This is a genomic window from Streptomyces sp. NPDC041135 (assembly GCF_055592085.1).
Genome location: NZ_JBVIYZ010000002.1, coordinates 537,895 through 555,269, shown reverse-complemented (window position 1 = coordinate 555,269; position 17,375 = coordinate 537,895). Strand labels below are relative to the sequence as shown.

Sequence of the window (17,375 nt, the reverse complement as noted above, 5' to 3'; positions counted from 1 at the left end):
CACCACCCCGCCGGTCACGGGCCCGGCGCGGTGCCCCGGGCGCAGTGGTGGTGGAGGTCGCCGAGGGCGGTGAGGACGAAGATGTTCGCCAGACTCGGGAAGTCGTAGGGAACCGGCCGGGGCGCCACCTGGTCGGAGGGTGAGCGGAAGCCGCCGTCGGCCTCCTGGCGCCGCAGCAGGAAGGTGAGGGCCGGCCCGGTCCAGGACGGCCGCCCGAGGTGGGCGGCGACGCCGAGGGAGTGCGCGGTGCTGATCACGTCACTCGCGTCGCCGGGACACCGGCCGAAGCCGCCGTCCGCGTTCTGCGCCGCGGCCAGGAACCGCCCGGCCCGGGCGAAGCACCTGCCGATACGGCCCGCCAGGGGTCCGCTCAGCTCCGGCGGCAGGTGGAGCAGGGCGCCGGTGGCGCGGCGGATCGCATGGGCCTCGGCCAGGCTCCAGCTGCGCTCGAACGACCCGTCGGGCCGCTGCGCGTCGAGCAGGTGCCCGGCGGCGGCCCTCAGCACCGCGGTGTGCCGGGGGTCGGGGGCGAGAGCGAGCAGGGCGTTGGCGGTCATCACGGCCTCCGAGGGGTGGCCGCGCAGATAGGTGGGGAAGCCGCCGTCGTCGTTGGCCAGTGCGGCCAGGTGGTCGCGCCCGGCGCGGACCGGACCGGCGTAGCGGCCGGCGTCGATGGCGTGGAGGGCTTCGACGACGGCGCCGGTGCTCTCCGTGTCGCACTGGGTGACCCGCTCGGTGTAGGCCCAGCCACCGTCGGGGTTCTGGTGGGCGGCGAGGTGGTCGCCGATCCGCAGGAGCAGAGCCCGGTGCTCGGGCCGGGCGCAGCGGCTCAGGGCGAGGGCGGGCAGGGCGCTGAGCCAGAGGGTGTGGTCCGGCACGAACGGCATTCCCCCGTCCGGGCCGCGCACGTTCAACAGGGCGTCCGTCCCGTCGCCGACGCGCCGGTCACCGGGGGCGCAGCAGCTCAGGGCGAGCAGTGCCAGCAGGTGCGCGCCGACGTTGCCCTCCCACACCTCCCGGCGGCCGGCCGTGAGCCTGCCGAGCAGGAAGCGGCGGTCCTCGGCCGCGCTCGGCCGTCCGAGGCCGTGGGTGGCGATGACGCGGACGGCGCACGCGGACACCTCGACCCAGGACGCCTGTCCGCGGTAGGCGAGCGTGGTCGCCGCCTCGGGGTACGGGCCGCCGCCGAGGAGGGCCAAGCAGGTGGCGAGGGTCAGCTTCTTGCGCGGGCTGGTGTGGTGGGAGAAGCCGTCCAGTGGTCCCACGGGTGCGCCGGACCGGCCGGCACGCCCCAACGCGGCTTCCGCGAGGGCGCGTTCGACCGCGTTGAGCTGCGGGTCGGCGTACCGGGCGGCGATGAAGCGCAGGAGCGCCCGCCGCACCTGCGGGTACCGGTCCTCCCGCCTGAGCAGGGCGAGCATCAGCGACGTCTCCAGCACCCGGCCCGCCGCCGCTTCCGGGAACGCCCCCCGCTCGTCGAAGACGGCCGCCACGCGCTCCGCCAGCAGCGTCGTCCGCGTCGTCAACGGCAGCACGGCAGCCCCCTCGTGTTCCCGTGGTGCACCCCGCGTCCGTACCGCCACCGTACGCACGCCGTGCCGACGGCGGGTGCGGAGTGCCGGGACCACCGGTTGTCAAGGAGCGGAGACCGGCCGCCGGGGCGGCGCCCGCGCGGCTTCCGGCTGACGGCGTGTCGGGTGCGTACGGCGGCGTCCGCGTCCCGAACGGCCGGATCCGTGGCGGTGTGCGCCGTGTCACGCACATACATTGCCATATGAGTTGTGTGCATCACAGCGGAAATGTCCATTTATGGGGCATGCTCGATGCAGTTGCCCGCTCCCGAAGTGGAGCCTGTGGGGCTTCTCTTGGGCACCCGGTTCGAAGGTGACCCATGGCACAGCACTCGTGACGTTCCCCCGTCCCCCCGTCCCCCCGTTCCCCCAGTTCGCCCCGATCCCTCCGGGAAGGTGCCGCACAATGGCCGCTTACCTCTGTCCTCCTGCCGTGATACACGGCGAGCACACCGTGAAGACCAGCCAGATCGTGGCGGAGGTGCGCGACCGCCACCCGCATGCGGCGTGGGCGCCGCGGATCGACGGCATCGCGGCCGGCACGGGCATCGACAGCCGTGGCTGGATGCTGCCCCTGGAGACGGCCGTCGCCCCCGGCAGCGGCAACGCCCTGCGGGCCGTCGGCGTCGAGCCGGCCCACGAGGCGCTGGCCCGCGAGGGGTTCGGCCGGCAGGACGTGGACCGCGTGATCGCCGCCCTCGAGACCGTGCCCGCCCCGCAGACCGTGCAGGAGCGCACCGCGCCGGCCTGGGAGGCCGTGCAGTCGTACGGGGAGCGCGCGGCCCGCGGAGCCCTGCAGACGGCCGGCCTCGACGCCTCGGAGGTCGACTGCCTGATAACCAGTCACTCCACCACCCCGGCGCTGCCCGGTCTGGACGTGGCCCTGGCCAACCGGCTCCCGCTCCGCGACGACGTGATGCTGCTGCCGGCCACGCAGTGGGCCTGCGTCGCGGGCACCCGCTCCCTGGCGCTGGCCGCGGATCTGGTGGCCGCGGACCCCGACCGGGTGGTCCTGGTCGTCATCGCGGAGGCGCTGAGCACGACCTACCAGCCCGCCGACGACACCCTCGAGTCCCTGATCGTCCGGCTGCTGTTCGCGGACACCGCGGTCGCCGCGGTGGTCACCGGCCGCCGGCGGCGCGAGTCGGTGCTGCGGCTGGACGCCGCCTGGCACCACACCCTGCCCGGCACCCAGGACCTGCACCGTCTCGAGACGCGGGCGGACGGCACCCACTTCGTGATGGACCGGCGGGGGCCGCGTGCCGTGCAGGAGACGGTCACCGCGATGTGGGAGTGGCTGCGCGTCCGCTACCAGGACCACCCCGGCTCCTGGCACCCCGACGTGCTGCTCGCCCACCCCGGCGGGACGCGGGTGCTGGAGTACATGGAGCAGACGATGCCCGAGGCCTGGCCGTCGGGGCTGCTGGACTACAGCCGGGACAGCTACACCAGCGGCAACCGCGGCGGCGCCGCCGTGTTCGACATCCTGCGCCGGGCGCACGACGCCGGGTTGCAGAAGGCCGGGAACCGCGCCGTGCTCTACGCGGCGGCGCCGGGCCTCACCGCCACCGCCCTGGACGGGGAGTGGCTGTAGGGCGCGGCGGCGCCGGTCATCTCGCGACCTCCGCCCAGACCACCTTCCCGGTGTCCGTCCACCGCACCCCCCACCGGGTGGTGAGCTTGTGCAGGATGTGCAGGCCGCGCCCGCCGTCGTCGAACAGGTGGCCGCGTCGCAGCCGCGGTCTGCCGTTGCCGGCGTCGCCGACCTCGCACAGCAGGCCGTGCCCGGTCCTGATCAGCCGTACCGTGACGGGCCCGGCCGCGAAGCGCACCGCGTTCGTCACCAGCTCGCTGACCAGCAGCAGCACGGTGTCCCGGGTGTCGTCCCTGACCTGCCACAGCCGCAGCAGCGCGGACACCTGGACACGTGCCTGGGCCGGGGCGTCGTAGCGGGCGGGCAGCCGCCAGGTCGCGGTGTCCCCCTTGCGGTAGCCGATCATGCGGGCCAGCAGCAGGGTCACGTCGTCGCGCTGGGGCACGGGGGCCAGGGCGGAGACGACGTGCCGCGCGGCCTGCTGCAGGGCGTCCCAGGGGTGCACCGTGGACACGACGTCCGCCAGCCTGGCGATGCCCTCGTCGATCGGCACGGCCGGGTCCTCCACCAGGCCGTCGGTGTACAGGGCGAGCGTGGAGCCCGGGGGTGCGCCGAAGGTGTGCACGTCGTACGGTTCGCGCAAGGCGAACTCGGCGCCGAGGCCGGGGTGCGGGCGGACCGCGAGCGGGCCCGCGTGCCCGTCGGGTGAGACCAGCACCGGCGGGAGGTGACCGGCGCTGGACAGGGTCACGTGGTGGCTGACCGGGTCGTAGAGGGCGATGCAGCAGGTCGACCCGAGGGCGCTGTAGCCGGCCGTCAGCCCGGACTCGGTGTCGTCCAGCAGCGTCACGGTCTCGTCCAGGTGCTCCAGCACCTCGTCGGGTGCCAGTCCCGCGGACAGCAGCGCCCGGGCCTCCATGCTGAGCTGTCCCATGGTCGCCGCGGCTCCCAGGCCGTGCCCGACGACGTCACCGACCACCAGCGCGGTGCGGCCGTCCGGCAGCGGGAAGCTGTTCACCCAGTCGCCGCCGACGCCCGCGCTGTCGGGGGTGGCGGGCTGGTAGACGCTGGCGATCTCGATGGTGTCGCCGCCGGTGCGGGGCAGCAGGCGGCGCTGCAGGGCCAGCACCTGGGTGTGCTCGCGCTGGTGCTGCCGGGCCAGGTCGACGTGGTGGGCGGTCCGTGCCACCAGTTCCTGGAGGTCGAACAGCTCGCTGTCGCGGAAGGGGCTGTCCGAGCGCCGCCAGACCTCCGCCACGCCCAGGACCACGGGCGGCGCGCTGTCCAGCACCAGCGGGATGCAGGCCACGCCCGCCGACCGGTCCCCCGGCACCAGGGCACGCACGGTCCGTGGACTGCCGAGGACCCGCTCGACCGCCTCCCGGTCGGGGATGACGATGGTCTGCGGGGTGTCGTCCCGCAGCACCGCCTGGGCCAGCAGGCGACTGGCGTCGCCGGGCAGATCGTCGCCCGGGGTGACGTACCCCTCGGGCCACGCCCGGTCGGGCACCAGGGCCGCCCGCCGCAGCCGGATGCGCCCCCGCGGCTGCCCGGCGACCCCCTCGCCCGTCCACACCGCGAAGTCGAGGTCGACGGCGGCCACGTCTCCCCAGGCCAGCAGGGACTGCGCCAGCGACTGCGCGGTCTCGCCGATGTCCAGCGAGGTGCCGATCGCGGTCTCGGCGGCGTACAGGTGCAGCCTCCTGGCCATGGCGATCACGGAGACGGTCAGGCCCTCCTCGGGCGCCGCGGCGGGGAGAATGCTCATCGAGACCACCAGCTCCGACCCGTCACCGCGCCGCAGCCGCTGGATGCGGGCGACGTGCGCCTCTCCGCTGTCCACCACCTGCCGCAGCCGCCGGGTGACCGTGGGTACGTCCCCCTCCGGCAGGAGGTCCACGAAGGGCCTGCCCGCCGCCGCGTCCAGGCCCGCGAACACCGGCGCGTCCAGGTTGCAGCGGGTGATGATCAGGTCCCGGTCCAGGTTGACCGCGCCGAGGATCTGCTCCTGGCGGCCGGCCGCCAGGTCGTCCGGGGCGGGTCGGCGCGCGCCGCGCTCCCCCTGCGCGTCACCGCCGCCGGCGTCGCCACCGGCGCCCGCTGTCGTCCCGCCGCGTGGCAGGTAGCGGCCCAGTGCGCTGCTGACCAGGCCGAACGCGGAGGACGACGAAGGGGAGGGTGTGGAGTCCATACGGCTCTCTCGGCAGTCCCCGGCGCAGCGCCGGGGCCGTACTCGGTCCCGTGCGACGGGGCCCCGAGATCCCTGACCGCACATCTCATTCAATAACACCGGCGGTCACTTCGCCCACACCAGTCGATCGCGGTGCACGCGGACGGTGACGGAACGCCGCGGACGGTGAGCCGACGCACGCGTGGGCGTGTCCGCCCGGTGGGTGCACCGGGCGGACACGCCCGTGCTCAGCGGCGCACCGCGTGAGCGGCCGGTGCGGCCCGGCTGCCGGCCGCGGTCGCGGCGGCCGGGAGCGTCCAGTTCTGCGCACCCGTGCCGTTGCAGGTGTAGATCTGCAACTGGGTGCCCTCGGACGTGGCGGAGTTCGGGACGTCCAGGCACTTCCCGGACGCCGGGTTCACCAGGGACCCGGCCGTACCCGGCTTCCACTGCTGCGCGCCGGTGCCGTTGCAGCGGTAGAGCTGGACCGGTGTGCCGTTGGCGGTACCGCTGTTGCTGACGTCCACGCACTTGCCGAGCACGCGGAGTGTGCCGTCGGAGGCGACCGTCACGTCCTGGGCGTAGGACTGGTTGCAGCCCCAGGTCTGGATGTGCGTGCCGTCCCCGGTGCCCGAGTTGGCGACGTCGACGCAGAGCTTCCCGCTGCCGCCCGTCACGCCCGAGGTGACCGGCCCGACACGGGGTGCCGCCGGGGCCGCGACGCCACCGGAGTAGGAGGGCGGGGCGGCCGAACCGCCGGATGCCCAGGCGGTGTTGGCCGCGGTGCCCAGCGTGTAGGTGAGGGTGCCGCCGGAGGTGAGGGCCGTGGCGGGCGCGTAGGCGTTGTTCCAGGCGTCCGCGTTCCAGGTGGCGGACTGGACGTAGGGCGCGTCGTCGGCGGCCCCGTTGCCGTTGACGGTCAGCGTCCTGCCCGACGGCAGGGCCACGACCGCCTGCGGGAAGACCGGGGAGCCGAGGGCGAGGTCGGCGGTGCCCGGGGTCTGCGGGAACATGCCGAGCGCGGACCACACGTACCAGGCGCTCATCGCACCGAGGTCGTCGTTGCCGTCGGCGAGCCCGCTCGGGGTGTCGGACCAGATCTGGTTCTGGATGGCCCGGACCGTGCCCTGCGTCTTGTACGGCGCCCCGGTGTAGTCGTACTCCCACGGCAGTTCGATGCTGGGCTCGTTGCCCACCCACGCGTAGCCCTTGTCACCGGTGAAACTGCGCAGCACGGTGTCGAGGTAGTGGTTCATGGCGGTGTTGCCGCCCTTGGCCCGGGCGAGTCCGGCGACGTTGAACGGGATCATGCCCGTGTAGATCCACGAGTCGCCCTCGACCATGTCCGTGCCGCTGGTGGGGTCGAAGCCGCCGGTCCACGACCCGTTGGCGTTGCGGGGCTCCACGAACCCGGAGGCGGGGTTGAGCACGTTGCGCCAGTCCTGCGCGCGGGCGGCGTACGTCTTCTGGTCGGCGCTGTCACCGAGGGAGCCGGCCAGCGCGGACAGGGCGAAGTCGGCGGTGTCGTACTCCAGCGTGGTGGCGACCGGCCCGTAGAAGTTGCAGCAGCCGTAGCTGCCGTCGTGCGGCATCCAGCCGGGCGAGTTCAGGTAGTTCAGGCCCGGCCGGTCGTTGTTGGTCTTCGATGCCTGGGCGACGAGGCCCTGGAGCGTCTCGGCGGTGTCGAACTGCCGTGCGCCGAAGGCGTAGTAGTCGGCGATGATGGCGGCGGCGGGGTCACCGACCATGACGTACGACTCGCCGTTGTACTCGGACCACTTGGGGAAGAGGCCGGTCTGGCGGTAGTCGTCGAGCATCGACTGCGCCGTGTCGGAGGCCACCTGGGGGTCGATGAGCGCCTCCAGCTGTGCCTGGGAGCGGTAGATGTCCCACCCGGAGTAGTTGCCGTAGACGGCCTGGTGACCGGAGTCGACGGTGTGCGTGCGGCCGTCGAACCCCGCGTACTGCCCGTTGGTGTCGCTGACGATGTTCGGGTGCAGCAGCGAGTGGTAGAGCGCCGTGTAGAACATCCGCTGGTGCGCCGCGCTGCCGCCGCCGATCTGGATCTTGCCGAGTTCCGCGTTCCACGCGTTCTGGGCGGCGCCGCGGGTGGCGTCGAAGTCCCAGCCCGCGTTCTCCGCGGCCCGGTTGGCGGTGGCGTTGGCGACGGAGACGTAGCTGATGCCGACCTTGGCCTGCACCGTGGGGTGGGCGGTCGCGTCGAACGTCACGTACCCGTTCTGAGCCGCGGCCTGGGGAGTCTCGGCCGTGGCGGAGGAACGGGCCTTGCCGGAAGCGGGGGCCGGCTTGCCGTGCAGCACCGGCTTGTTGGGCTTCTCCGCGGCGTTCCGGTCGGCGCCGTGGACGGTCGGCCGGCGGAGGGTGGACGTGGCCGCGGGGGTGCCGCTGCTCTTGAACGGCTGGTCGAAGACCATGTCGAAGTAGACGGTGTAGGTGTTGCCCGCCCCGCAGAAGCGCCCGCTGGTGACCTGTCCGCTCACCTCGGTGGGCGAGACCACGGTGAACTGGGTGTTGTTCGCGCCGTTCTGGCTGCCCGTCAACTTGAAGACGAGGTTGGCCTGCGTGGTCGAGGGGAACGTGAAGCGCGCCATGCCGCTGCGCCTGGTGGCGGTCAGCTCGGTGGTGACCTTGTTGTCCAGCGCCACCTTGTACGTGCCGGCGGAGGCGGTCTCGTTGGCGTGCGAGAAGCTGTCGGTCGCCGAGGTGCTGACGGCGCCGACGGTCGGGAGCACCGGGACGTCGGCGGCGGCGCCGCAGCCCGGGCCCGCGATGTGGGTCAGGCTGAAGCCGGTGATCGACTTGTCGTTGTACTCGTAACCGCCGCCCGGGGGCCGCGAGGGGGTGTCGGGGCTCCACTGCACCATGCCGAACGGCACGTCGGCGCCGGGGAAGTCGTTGGCCTCGTTCGACGTCCCGATGAACGGGTCGACGAGCGTGGCGGGGGCGGTCACCAGGGACGCGGCGGCGGGTGCCGCCGCTGCGGCGGGTGCGACGAGGAAGGTCGCGGCGAGAGCGGTCGCCGCCAGCAGCCCGATGCCCAGGGCCGCGGGTGGACGGGGGGTGGGTCTCATGTCCGTCGTGCTCCTTGTGCTCGTGTCCACCTGGTCCGGGACCGGCGGGCAGCGTGCGGGACAGGACTGTGCGAGAGGCTCTGACAACGTTGTCTACCGACCGCGTGATCCGGGTGCCGGGACGGCGGATCCTGGTGTGTTCGGCGCACGGCGGAGCGGTCGCAGATGCCGGGGCAGGGCGCGTGCTTCCCGGGACGGTAGAGCGGTTTGCAGGTTCACGTCAATAGAGGGCGCAGCCCCCGGATGCGGGTGGCGTGCGCCCGTGTGAACGGTCAACTCGGTGCGGGCGCAGCGGAGTTCGCGCGCGCGTGTGACGCCGCGCCCCGGCACCCGCCGGGCCCGACGGCACGTCGGGCCCGCGCGGCAGGTCGGGCCCGTCGGACTCGGGAACCCGTACGCCGGGCGCCGGTCGGCGGGCCGGAGGTCAGGGCAGGGTGAGGATTACAGGACCGTCCTCGGTGACGGCGATGGTGTGTTCGATGTGGGCGGCCCGGCTGCCGTCGGTCGTGCGCAGGGTCCATCCGTCGAGGTCGGTGCGGTAGTCGTCGCGCCCGCCGGCCATGAGCATGGGTTCGATGGCGAGGGTGAGGCCGTGGCGCAGCGGGAAGCCGCGGCCGGGGCGTCCGTGGTTGGGGACGTGGGGGTCCTCGTGCATCCGGCGGCCGATGCCGTGGCCGCCGAAGTCGGCCGGCATGCCGGCGCCGACCGAGCGGGCGACCGTACTGATCGCGTGGGAGATGTCGCCGATGCGATGGCCGACGGTGGCGGCGGCGATGCCGGCGTCCAGGGCGCGCCGGGTGGCCGAGATGAGTTCCAGGTCGGCGGGGCGTGGGGTGCCGACGGTGAAGCTGATCGCGGCGTCACCGGTCCAGCCGTCGAGTTCGGCCCCGCAGTCGATGCTGACGAGGTCTCCGTCGCGCAGCCGGTGGTCGCCCGGGATGCCGTGCACGACGGCGTCGTTCACCGAGGCGCAGATCACCGCGGGGAAGGGTACGGGCGCGAAGGAGGGCTGATAACCCAGGAACGGTGAGCGTGCTCCGGCCTCGGTGAGCACCGTACGGGCGGCGTCGTCGAGTTCGCGCAGGCGCGTCCCCACGGCTGCCGCCACCCGGGCGGCCTCGAGCGCCCGGGCCACGACACGCCCGGCTTCCCGCATCATCTCCAGCGCGCTGTCGGTCTTGATCTCCACCATGTCCGTGAACTCCCTGCCCGTGCCGCTGCACCCAATACTTATACCGGTATTTGTATCACGGGATTAGTATCACGGGTATGGTCCGAGTTCCTTTGAGCCCGCAGGAGCGGCAGCGCGGAGAGCGCTTCGGCATGCTGCTCCGCCAGGCCCGCGGTGAGCGCAGCATGGTCGACGTGGCGGCGGCCGCCGGCGTCTCCGCCGAGACGCTCCGCAAGATCGAGACCGGCCGGGCCCCCACCCCGGCCTTCTTCACCGTGGCCGCCCTGGCCCACGCGCTGCACCTGTCCCTGGACGACCTCGCCGCCGCCTGCGCGGAGGACGCCGGGGGCGGCGAGGAGAGCATGTCGGCGTGAGCGCTGCGAGCGCTGCCGTGCCGATGCCGTCGCGACCTGGTGAACCGGTCCGGCCCGGGGCCCACGGACATCGGCCCCCGCCCGAGCCGCGGCCGGGCCGAGCGGCCCGGCTTGACTCGTACGCGTGTTTGGCCGCACACGGGAGGGTCATACGGCATCTCAGAAGCGTGCGCCGCCCGGCGGGACAACGTCGGCGGGACCGCGCGGAGACTCGACGGCAAGGGATGTTCGTGATGACTGTGGCGACGCAGCAGGGCGGTGGAGGCGGTTCCAGCGGTCTCTACGACGTGCTCGAACTCATCCTCGACCGCGGCTTGGTGATCGACGCCTTCGTGCGGGTCTCCCTGGTCGGCATCGAGATCCTCAAGATCGACATACGGATCGTGGTCGCCAGCGTGGACACGTACCTGCGGTTCGCCGAGGCGTGCAACCGCCTCGACCTGGAGTCGGGGCCGCGCAAGCCGGCCGGGCTCACCGAGCTTCCGGGGCGGATGATGGAGTCCGGCGCCCACGGCAAGACCAAGGGCGCGCTGGCCGGCGCCGCGGAAGCGGTCTCGGACGCCCTCCGCCGCTGACGGGACACAGGCTTCCGCAAGCGCTTCCGTCGCTGCCTCTGCCTGCGCTCCCCTCCCGCCTCGGGAGGGGAGCGCACGTCTGTGCGGCGGGTCGTCACCTCGGGGTGCGCACGGCGAGGAGGGCGATGTCGTCGTCGTTGCTGGCGGGGCGGACGCGGTGCATGAGGTGATCGGTGAAGGAGGCCAGGGGGCGGTGGGCCAGGGCGGCGGCGTGCTGGCGCAGCCGGTTCAGGCCCTCGTCGAGGCTGTGGTGGGGTGCTTCGATCAGGCCGTCGGTGTAGAGCAGCAGGGTCGCTCCGGGCGGCAGCATGGCCTCGGCGTCGGGACGGGGGGCGCGGATGCCGGTGCCCAGCAGGATGCTGTGGCCGTCGGTGAGGTAGTAGGCCAGGCCGTCGCGGGTGACCACCAGCGGCGGCGGGTGGCCCGCGTTGGTCCAGGACAGCCGCCACTGGCCGTCTTCGGCCGTCTCGATGCGGGCGAGGATGAGCGTGGCCATCGTGACGTCGGTGATGTGCTGGATCGCCTCGTCGAGCCGTTCGATGATCCGGCTGGTCGGTTCGCGCTGCGACCAGGCGTAGGCGCGGAGCATGTTGCGCAGCTGGGCCATGCCGGCCGCGGCCTCCAGGTCGTGTCCGACGACGTCCCCGATGGCCAGGGCGGTGGCGCCGTCGGACAGGGTGAAGGCGTCGTACCAGTCGCCGCCGACCTGTGAGTCGTCGGGGGCGGGCAGGTAGCGGACGGTCATGTCCAGTCCGGGTACCTGCGGCATCTGGGGCAGCAGGTGGTTCTGCATGGTCTCGGCGACCTTGCGCTGGCGCTGGTAGAGGCGCGCGTTGTCCAGGGCGAGGCCGGCGCGGCGTGCGATGTCCTCGACCAGGACCAGGTCGGCGGGGGTGAAGCTCCCCGGCCTCTCGGCGCGGCCCAGGGTCAGCGCTCCCATGACTTCGCGGGTGCTGCGCAGGGGTGCGATGGCGACGGAGTGGATGCCGGTGGCGTCGAACAGCCGGCGCTGCTCGACGGCGATGCCGGAGTCCGGTGCGCCCTGGTAGGTCTGCGGACCGGCCAGGGTGGAGGCGACACCGCGCAGGGCGCGGGACAGCGGCATCGTGGATTCGTCCGGGACGGGCGGCATCGGCCCTTCCAGGTGCTCGTGGTGCACGAGGGAGTCGCCTTCGGCGTGGACCACGGCGCTGCGCCACACCTCGTCGCGTTCGGTGATCAGGTCGATGACCACCCAGTCCGCCAGCCGGGGAACGACCAGGCCCACCAGCCGTCTCAGCGCCTCCTCGACCTCCAGGGTCGAGGTCAGCTGGGTCGTGGTCTCCGCCAGCAGCGCGAGGCGCTCGATCTCCGGCAGCGATCCGGTGGCCGCCCGCGGCTGAGGTCCGGTGGACCGCCGGTCCTCGGACAGGTGGAAGAGCACCAGCGCGGCGCCCCCGTCGCCGCCGGTGTCGTACGGGGTGACCAGCCAGGAGACGGGGAGCAGGGAGCCGTCCCCGCGTGCGAAGAAGTCCACGTCGGCCTGCGCGGTGTGCCTGGCGTGGAGGGCCTGGCGCATGGTGCACCGGGATGTCGACAGCGCCTGGCCGTGCGCGTCCCGGTGCAGCAGCTCGTGCGCGTCCTGGCCGACGAGGTCCCCGGCGGTCCGGCCCAGGAGCTGCTGGGCACGCGTGTTGACGGCGGTGATGCGGCCCTGCTGATCGACGAGGTAGGCCCCGGCGCCCATGGCTTCCAGCGTCCCGGTGGGCATGGCGGCGGGTATGGCCCCGGGTCCCGTCCCGGACGTCTGCGTCTGCTCCGGCTCCGCCATGTTGCCTCTCTCCTTCTCCGATCAGCCTCTCGGAGTCGGCACCCCGCGTCCGTGCGCGGTACCGGCTCCCGCAGTGCCGTATGCCCGCTGGTCGAAAGCCCAGCCACGCCGTTCCGGCACGCCGGCGTCAACGGGCCGCGCTTCTCAGCTGCGACGTCAGCCACGGTCGCAGCCAGCGCGCTCCCTCCGGCGTGAGGTGGACGCCGTCGCTGCGCACGCGGACACCGCCGACCTGCCAGGTGAAGGTGCCGTCCGGGCAGAGGCGGCGGCCCACGTCGAGGATCCGGACGTTCCGGCTCCGCGCGGCGGCGACCTGGCGGAGCATCCGGTTCCAGCGGTCGACGCGCTCGGGCCGGTCCTCGGGCCACACACCTCCGTCCGGGCGTTCCCCGCGGCGGTTGTACGGCTCCGTCGCCAGCAGCACCCGGGCGCCGCGTGCCGCCGCGACGTCCACCGCCCGGTCGAGCTGCGCCCGCAGGTACACGTCGAACGCCTTGTCGCCGATGTGCGTCCAGCTCCCGCCCTGCTTGCGGTCCATCGTCTCCCAGCGGCCGAAGAAGAGCACCACCACGTCCGGATCGTGGCGGTCGACCGCCTCGCGCAGGTCGCCCGGCCAGCGCTCGCACCGCCGGGACACCTCATGGACGGCGCCGAAGTAGCGGTACGGGCTGCCCAGGGCCAGACCGCAGCCCTGCCGGGTGGCGTCATGGACGGCGACGCCGGGAGTCGCGGGCAGGTGGTGCAGCAGGGTCCAGGCGATGGAGTCGCCCATGACCACGGTGGAGACGTCCGTGCCCGGCCGGTGACGGTGGCCGGTGGAGTCGCCCCGGGGCGGCGGCGCGGTGGCCGTGTCGTGCCCGATGCCGCCGTGGTGGGCGAGCACCGCTGCCACGGCCAGTCCCCGGAGGCCGTCGAGCGCGCTGATCCGCGCCTTTCCGGCGTGCGGCCGGGAAGCGTCCGCCCGCAGCGCCACGGCGGAACCAGGTACGGCGCCGTTCCGGCTCATCGCGGGGACCGGGACGGGGCCGACCGGCGAAGGTCCGACGGGGGCGGCGCCGGCCGGCGAAGGTCCGACCGGGACAGGGCCGACCAGCGAAAGTCCGACCGGGACAACGCACTCCGAGCGGCTCCGCGCCCGTCGGCGGCCGGTGCGTATCGGCGCGCCCACGGAACGTCCTCGTCCGCCCGGCAGGCCGCGCCGGCACCCTCGTCCGGCCGGCAGGCCGCGCGGCCGGCGCCCTCGTCCGGCCGGCAGGTGTCGCGGCCCGCGCTGCTGTCCCGCCGTCCGGCTCTCGGGTCGGCGCCGCCGCCAGGTCGGCAGGCCGTCCCACCCGGCCGCCCGCTCCGAGTCATGACCACTCCTGCTGCTCCGGTCCTCGGGTCAGCCCGCGCAGGGACCCCGTTGCTCTCCCTCCACGCTGACACCGCCCGGCCCGCCCCGCGCGCCGGGCCGGGCAGGCGGAGGACGGTCCGGCGGGTGGCGGCGGACCCGGTGACGGCGAGCGGGGCCGGGGACCCGCTCCCCGCTCCTCCGAGGTGCTGGCCGGGGCCGCCGCTTGCACAATGGTCGGGACAGCGTGGCCCTCCGGTGTTGAGTGGTGTCCGACAGAACGAGGCGGCCGAGTGACTCCGACGACACACGCAGGCGGTGTTCATGGACCGCCGCCGGAGCAGGGCGCGGTGGTGCTCGTACTGGACCGGGACGGTGTTGTGCTGGAGTGCGCGGGCGCGGTGGAGACGTCGGCCGGCCGCTCACCGGCGGAGCTGCGCGGACGGCGGATCACGGAGGTGGTCGCCGATCCGGAGGCCTGGACCGCGGTGCTCGACGCCGGCCGGAACGAGCGGCCGGCGCTGCGGGCGCGGCTGGTCGGGCAGGACGGTTGTGCCCTGGACGTGGACGCGGCGGTCGTGCCGCTGCCCTCCGGCGGCCCGGCCCGGTTCGTGGTCCAGCTGGTTCCCGCGGAGTCGGGCCGGCCCGGTCCGGAGGACGAGTCGCTGCTCCGCGCGCCGTTCGACCAGAACGAGGTCGGGCTGGTCGTGCATGGAACAGACCTGCGCATCACCCGGTCCAATCCCGATCCGAGTCTGCTCGGCCTGTCCCGCGCCGCCGACCGGCACTCGCCCGACCTGCGCCTCGCCGACCTCCTCGTGCCGAAGGACGCCTCCGCGATCGAGGAACGGCTGTGGCGGGTGCTGGACACCGGCGAGTCACTGATCGGCTGGGAGCACTCGGCGCGCTTCCGGGCCGTCCCCGGAGCGGAACGGGTCCTGTCGCTGTCCGCCTTCCGGTTGCACGACGCCCGGGACCGGGTGATCGGCGTGGCGGTGATCTTCGTCGACAGCACCGAGAAGCACACGGCCCGCCGGCGGCTGGACCTGCTGTACGCGGCGGCCACCCGCCTGGGCCGCACCCTGGACGTGCCGCACAACGCGCAGGAACTGGCGCACATCCTCGTGCCCGACTTCGCCGACCTGGCGAATGTGGACCTCTCGGAGACGGTCTTCCCGGGAGACGAGCCCGGCGAGTTCGCCCCCGGCACGGCGTTGCGCCGGATCGCGACCGCCGCGCACGACGGAGCCTGGCCCGCGGACATCCACCAGCGCGGTGACGTCGTCCGCGCACCGGAGGTGGAGAGCGAGACACTGAGTGAGGGCCGGACGGTCGTCGTGCCCGACCTGGCCGCCTGGGAGCGTGAGCTGGACGTCGACGCCGAGCGGCGCCGGCTGCTGTTCCCCGCGGCGGCGGCGTCCGCGCTGTTCGTCCCGCTGCACGCCCGGGGCAGCGTGCTGGGCGTCCTGGGGCTGTGGCGCGCGGGCGACCGTGCGCCCTTCGCCGACAACGACGTCCCCCTCATCGAGGAGATCGCCTCGCGGGCCGCGCTGAGCATGGAGAACGCGCGCCGCTACACCACCGAGCTGCGCACCGTGGAGACGTTGCAGCGCAGTCTGCTCCCGCCCTCCGGCGTGGCGCTGCGCGCGGCGGAGTCGTCCGGCATCTACGTGCCCGCCGGGAGCGCGTCGGGCATCGGCGGGTGCTGGTACGACGTGATCGAGCTGCCGGCCGCCCGGGTGGCCTTCGTGATCGGTGACGTGGCCGGGCACGGTCTGGGCGCGACGGCCACCATGGGCCGGCTGCGTACGGCGGTGCAGACCCTGTCCGACCTCGAACTCCCGCCCGAGGAACTGCTCACGCACCTGGACGACCTGGTGGTCCGGCTGGGCGCCACCGAGCCCCGGACCCAGGACGGCGTGCTCGGCTCGACCTGTCTGTACTGCGTGTACGACCCGGTCACCGGGCAGTGCGTCATGGCCAGTGCCGGCCATCCCCCGCCCGTCCTGATCGGCGAGGACGGGTCCCACCGGTGCGTGCCCCTGACGCCCGGGGCCGCCCTCGGCACGAGCCATCTGCCGTTCGAACCGCTGGAGCTGGCCGTCGCCCCGGGCAGTGTGCTGGCCTTCGCCACCCGGGAACTCGCCCGCGACGCCGGTACGGCACGCCTGCTGCACGAGCGGATGGCGGCGAGCACGGCGTCGGGTGATCCGCCCGCCGACATCGGACGTTCCGCCCTCGACCGCGTCCTGACCAGCCCACCGGACGACGACGTGGCCCTCCTCGTGGCCCGCGTGCACCGCCTGCCTGCGGACGCCATCGCCACCTGGCACCTGGAGGCCGACCCGAGTGTCGTGGCCGAGGCGCGTCGGCTGATCACGGAACAGCTCACCGACTGGGGGCTGGAGGAGCTGGTCTTCACGACCGAGCTGATCGTCAGCGAGCTGATCACCAATGCCATCCGGTACGCGGCACCACCGATCGGGCTGCGGCTGATCAGGGACAAGACGCTGATCTGCGAGGTGTCCGACACGAGCCAGACCCAGCCGCGGCTGCGCCGTGCCAGGCTGCTGGACGAAGGCGGACGCGGCCTGTTCCTCATCGCCCAGCTGGCACACCGCTGGGGCAGCCGGTACACCCGTTCGGGCAAGACGATCTGGACGGAGCAACTGCTGGAGCAGGGGTGAGGCGGCGACCCGGCCGGCTCACCCGACCCGACGGCCGCCCGCTCCGCCGCCCGGTTCGCCGTCCGGAGCGTCGTCCAGGGGCACGGCCGTCCTGATGCGCTTGCCCACCGGCTCGCGGCGCACCTCGAAGTCGCGGCACACCGCCATCACGATCTCCAGCCCGTGCCGGCCGACCCGGCCCGGGTCCGGCTCCATCACCACGGGCAGCGTGGTGCTGCTGTCCCACACCGTCACCTCGACGGCGCCGTCACCGACCTCCAGCGTCAGCAGACAGGGCCCGGGGGCGTACTTGCGGGCGTTGGTCACCAGTTCGCTCACCACCAGCTGGACCGTGCCCATCGCCCGCGGTGACACCGGCAGGCCGTGGACGGCCCGCATCGACGTCAGGAAGTCCCGGGCCATGCCACGGGCGGCGGCGATCGCCTCGCTGCCCCGGAACGCGGCGGACATCGACATCCCGCGGTCCGTGAGCGGCTGCTGGCTCTCGTCCTGCCCAGCCGGGTCCATACCGTCCGCCTCACTGCCGAAGCGCCAGCATTGCCCAGGCCGTTTACCCCTGAAACCCCGACGCAGTCCTCCCACTTCCGTGACAGGACGTCGGCGCCGTGGAGCACAGCCGGCGCCGGCGCTGTCGCCTCCGGCGAGTGCGGGTACTGGGGAGGCGATGGCGGCGGGCGCCCCGGGCGCCGCCGGCCGCCACACGGAAACGAGGACAGCCGTGGTGGGCGATCCAGGGCGAAGCGGTGCAGGACCTGCTGGTCGGTCTGCTGGCCGACAGCCACCTCATGCCGTTCGAGCGCCTTCCCGCCCAGGTGGCCGAACGCGCCGCCCGCGACCCGGACCACCCTCGTGGCCCCGACCTGGATCACCCTGCGGACCAGGCGACATCGGCACGCCCCGCGCCGCGACCGGGCGGCCCGACCAGGTCGGAGCGCCGGCCGGCGAGGTCCCGGACAGCGGATGCTCGGGGTGCGCGTGGTGCCGTCAGGTGTTTCAGTCGG

At 73.7% G+C, this 17,375-nt stretch carries 11 protein-coding genes; 4 read left to right on the top strand and 7 right to left on the bottom strand.

Going from position 1 to position 17,375, the window contains the following annotated elements:
* Window positions 1-14: 14 nt before the first annotated feature.
* A complete protein-coding gene (locus tag ACZ6CZ_RS06725; protein ID WP_469015731.1) occupies window positions 15-1,535 on the bottom strand; it encodes a prenyltransferase/squalene oxidase repeat-containing protein in 1,521 nt (506 codons plus the stop codon).
* A gap of 442 nt (window positions 1,536-1,977) precedes the next feature.
* Here ACZ6CZ_RS06725 and ACZ6CZ_RS06720 point away from each other — a divergent pair, with 442 nt between their 5' ends.
* Window positions 1,978-3,165, top strand: a complete 1,188-nt coding sequence (locus tag ACZ6CZ_RS06720; RefSeq protein WP_469015728.1) for a type III polyketide synthase — start codon at window positions 1,978-1,980, stop codon at window positions 3,163-3,165.
* A gap of 16 nt (window positions 3,166-3,181) precedes the next feature.
* Here ACZ6CZ_RS06720 and ACZ6CZ_RS06715 read toward each other — a convergent pair whose 3' ends face one another.
* From ACZ6CZ_RS06715 to map, 3 genes are all read right to left on the bottom strand, one after another.
* Window positions 3,182-5,356: an ATP-binding SpoIIE family protein phosphatase gene (locus ACZ6CZ_RS06715; protein WP_469015725.1), complete on the bottom strand. Its 2,175-nt coding sequence runs from the start codon at window positions 5,354-5,356 to the stop codon at window positions 3,182-3,184.
* Window positions 5,357-5,583: 227 nt separating this feature from the next.
* Complete coding sequence (locus ACZ6CZ_RS06710) at window positions 5,584-8,427, bottom strand: lectin (protein WP_469015722.1); 2,844 nt, start codon at window positions 8,425-8,427, stop codon at window positions 5,584-5,586.
* A gap of 424 nt (window positions 8,428-8,851) precedes the next feature.
* A complete protein-coding gene (gene map, locus ACZ6CZ_RS06705; protein ID WP_469015720.1) occupies window positions 8,852-9,619 on the bottom strand; it encodes a type I methionyl aminopeptidase in 768 nt (255 codons plus the stop codon).
* A 77-nt stretch (window positions 9,620-9,696) separates the two neighbouring features.
* Here map and ACZ6CZ_RS06700 point away from each other — a divergent pair, with 77 nt between their 5' ends.
* Together ACZ6CZ_RS06700 and gvpJ are read left to right on the top strand one after the other, a co-directional pair.
* Window positions 9,697-9,972, top strand: a complete 276-nt coding sequence (locus ACZ6CZ_RS06700; protein ID WP_469015717.1) for a helix-turn-helix domain-containing protein — start codon at window positions 9,697-9,699, stop codon at window positions 9,970-9,972.
* 233 nt (window positions 9,973-10,205) lie between these two features.
* Window positions 10,206-10,547, top strand: a complete 342-nt coding sequence (gene gvpJ, locus ACZ6CZ_RS06695; RefSeq protein ID WP_469015714.1) for a gas vesicle protein GvpJ — start codon at window positions 10,206-10,208, stop codon at window positions 10,545-10,547.
* A gap of 94 nt (window positions 10,548-10,641) precedes the next feature.
* On the opposite strand, the gene ACZ6CZ_RS06690 is transcribed toward gvpJ, so the two are convergent.
* Window positions 10,642-12,357 carry a PP2C family protein-serine/threonine phosphatase gene (locus ACZ6CZ_RS06690; RefSeq protein ID WP_469015712.1) on the bottom strand — a complete coding sequence of 572 codons (1,716 nt, stop codon included), beginning with the start codon at window positions 12,355-12,357 and terminating at the stop codon, window positions 10,642-10,644.
* Between the two features lie 127 nt (window positions 12,358-12,484).
* Entirely contained in the window at window positions 12,485-13,363 is an 879-nt protein-coding gene (locus ACZ6CZ_RS06685; protein WP_469015709.1) for a DUF459 domain-containing protein, read from the bottom strand.
* Window positions 13,364-14,037: 674 nt separating this feature from the next.
* On the opposite strand from ACZ6CZ_RS06685, the gene ACZ6CZ_RS06680 reads away from it, so the two are divergent.
* Complete coding sequence (locus ACZ6CZ_RS06680) at window positions 14,038-16,374, top strand: ATP-binding SpoIIE family protein phosphatase (protein ID WP_469015707.1); 2,337 nt, start codon at window positions 14,038-14,040, stop codon at window positions 16,372-16,374.
* A gap of 18 nt (window positions 16,375-16,392) precedes the next feature.
* On the opposite strand, the gene ACZ6CZ_RS06675 is transcribed toward ACZ6CZ_RS06680, so the two are convergent.
* Window positions 16,393-16,881, bottom strand: coding sequence for an ATP-binding protein (locus tag ACZ6CZ_RS06675; RefSeq protein WP_469015704.1), 489 nt, complete (start codon window positions 16,879-16,881; stop codon window positions 16,393-16,395).
* Window positions 16,882-17,375 lie beyond the last annotated feature (494 nt).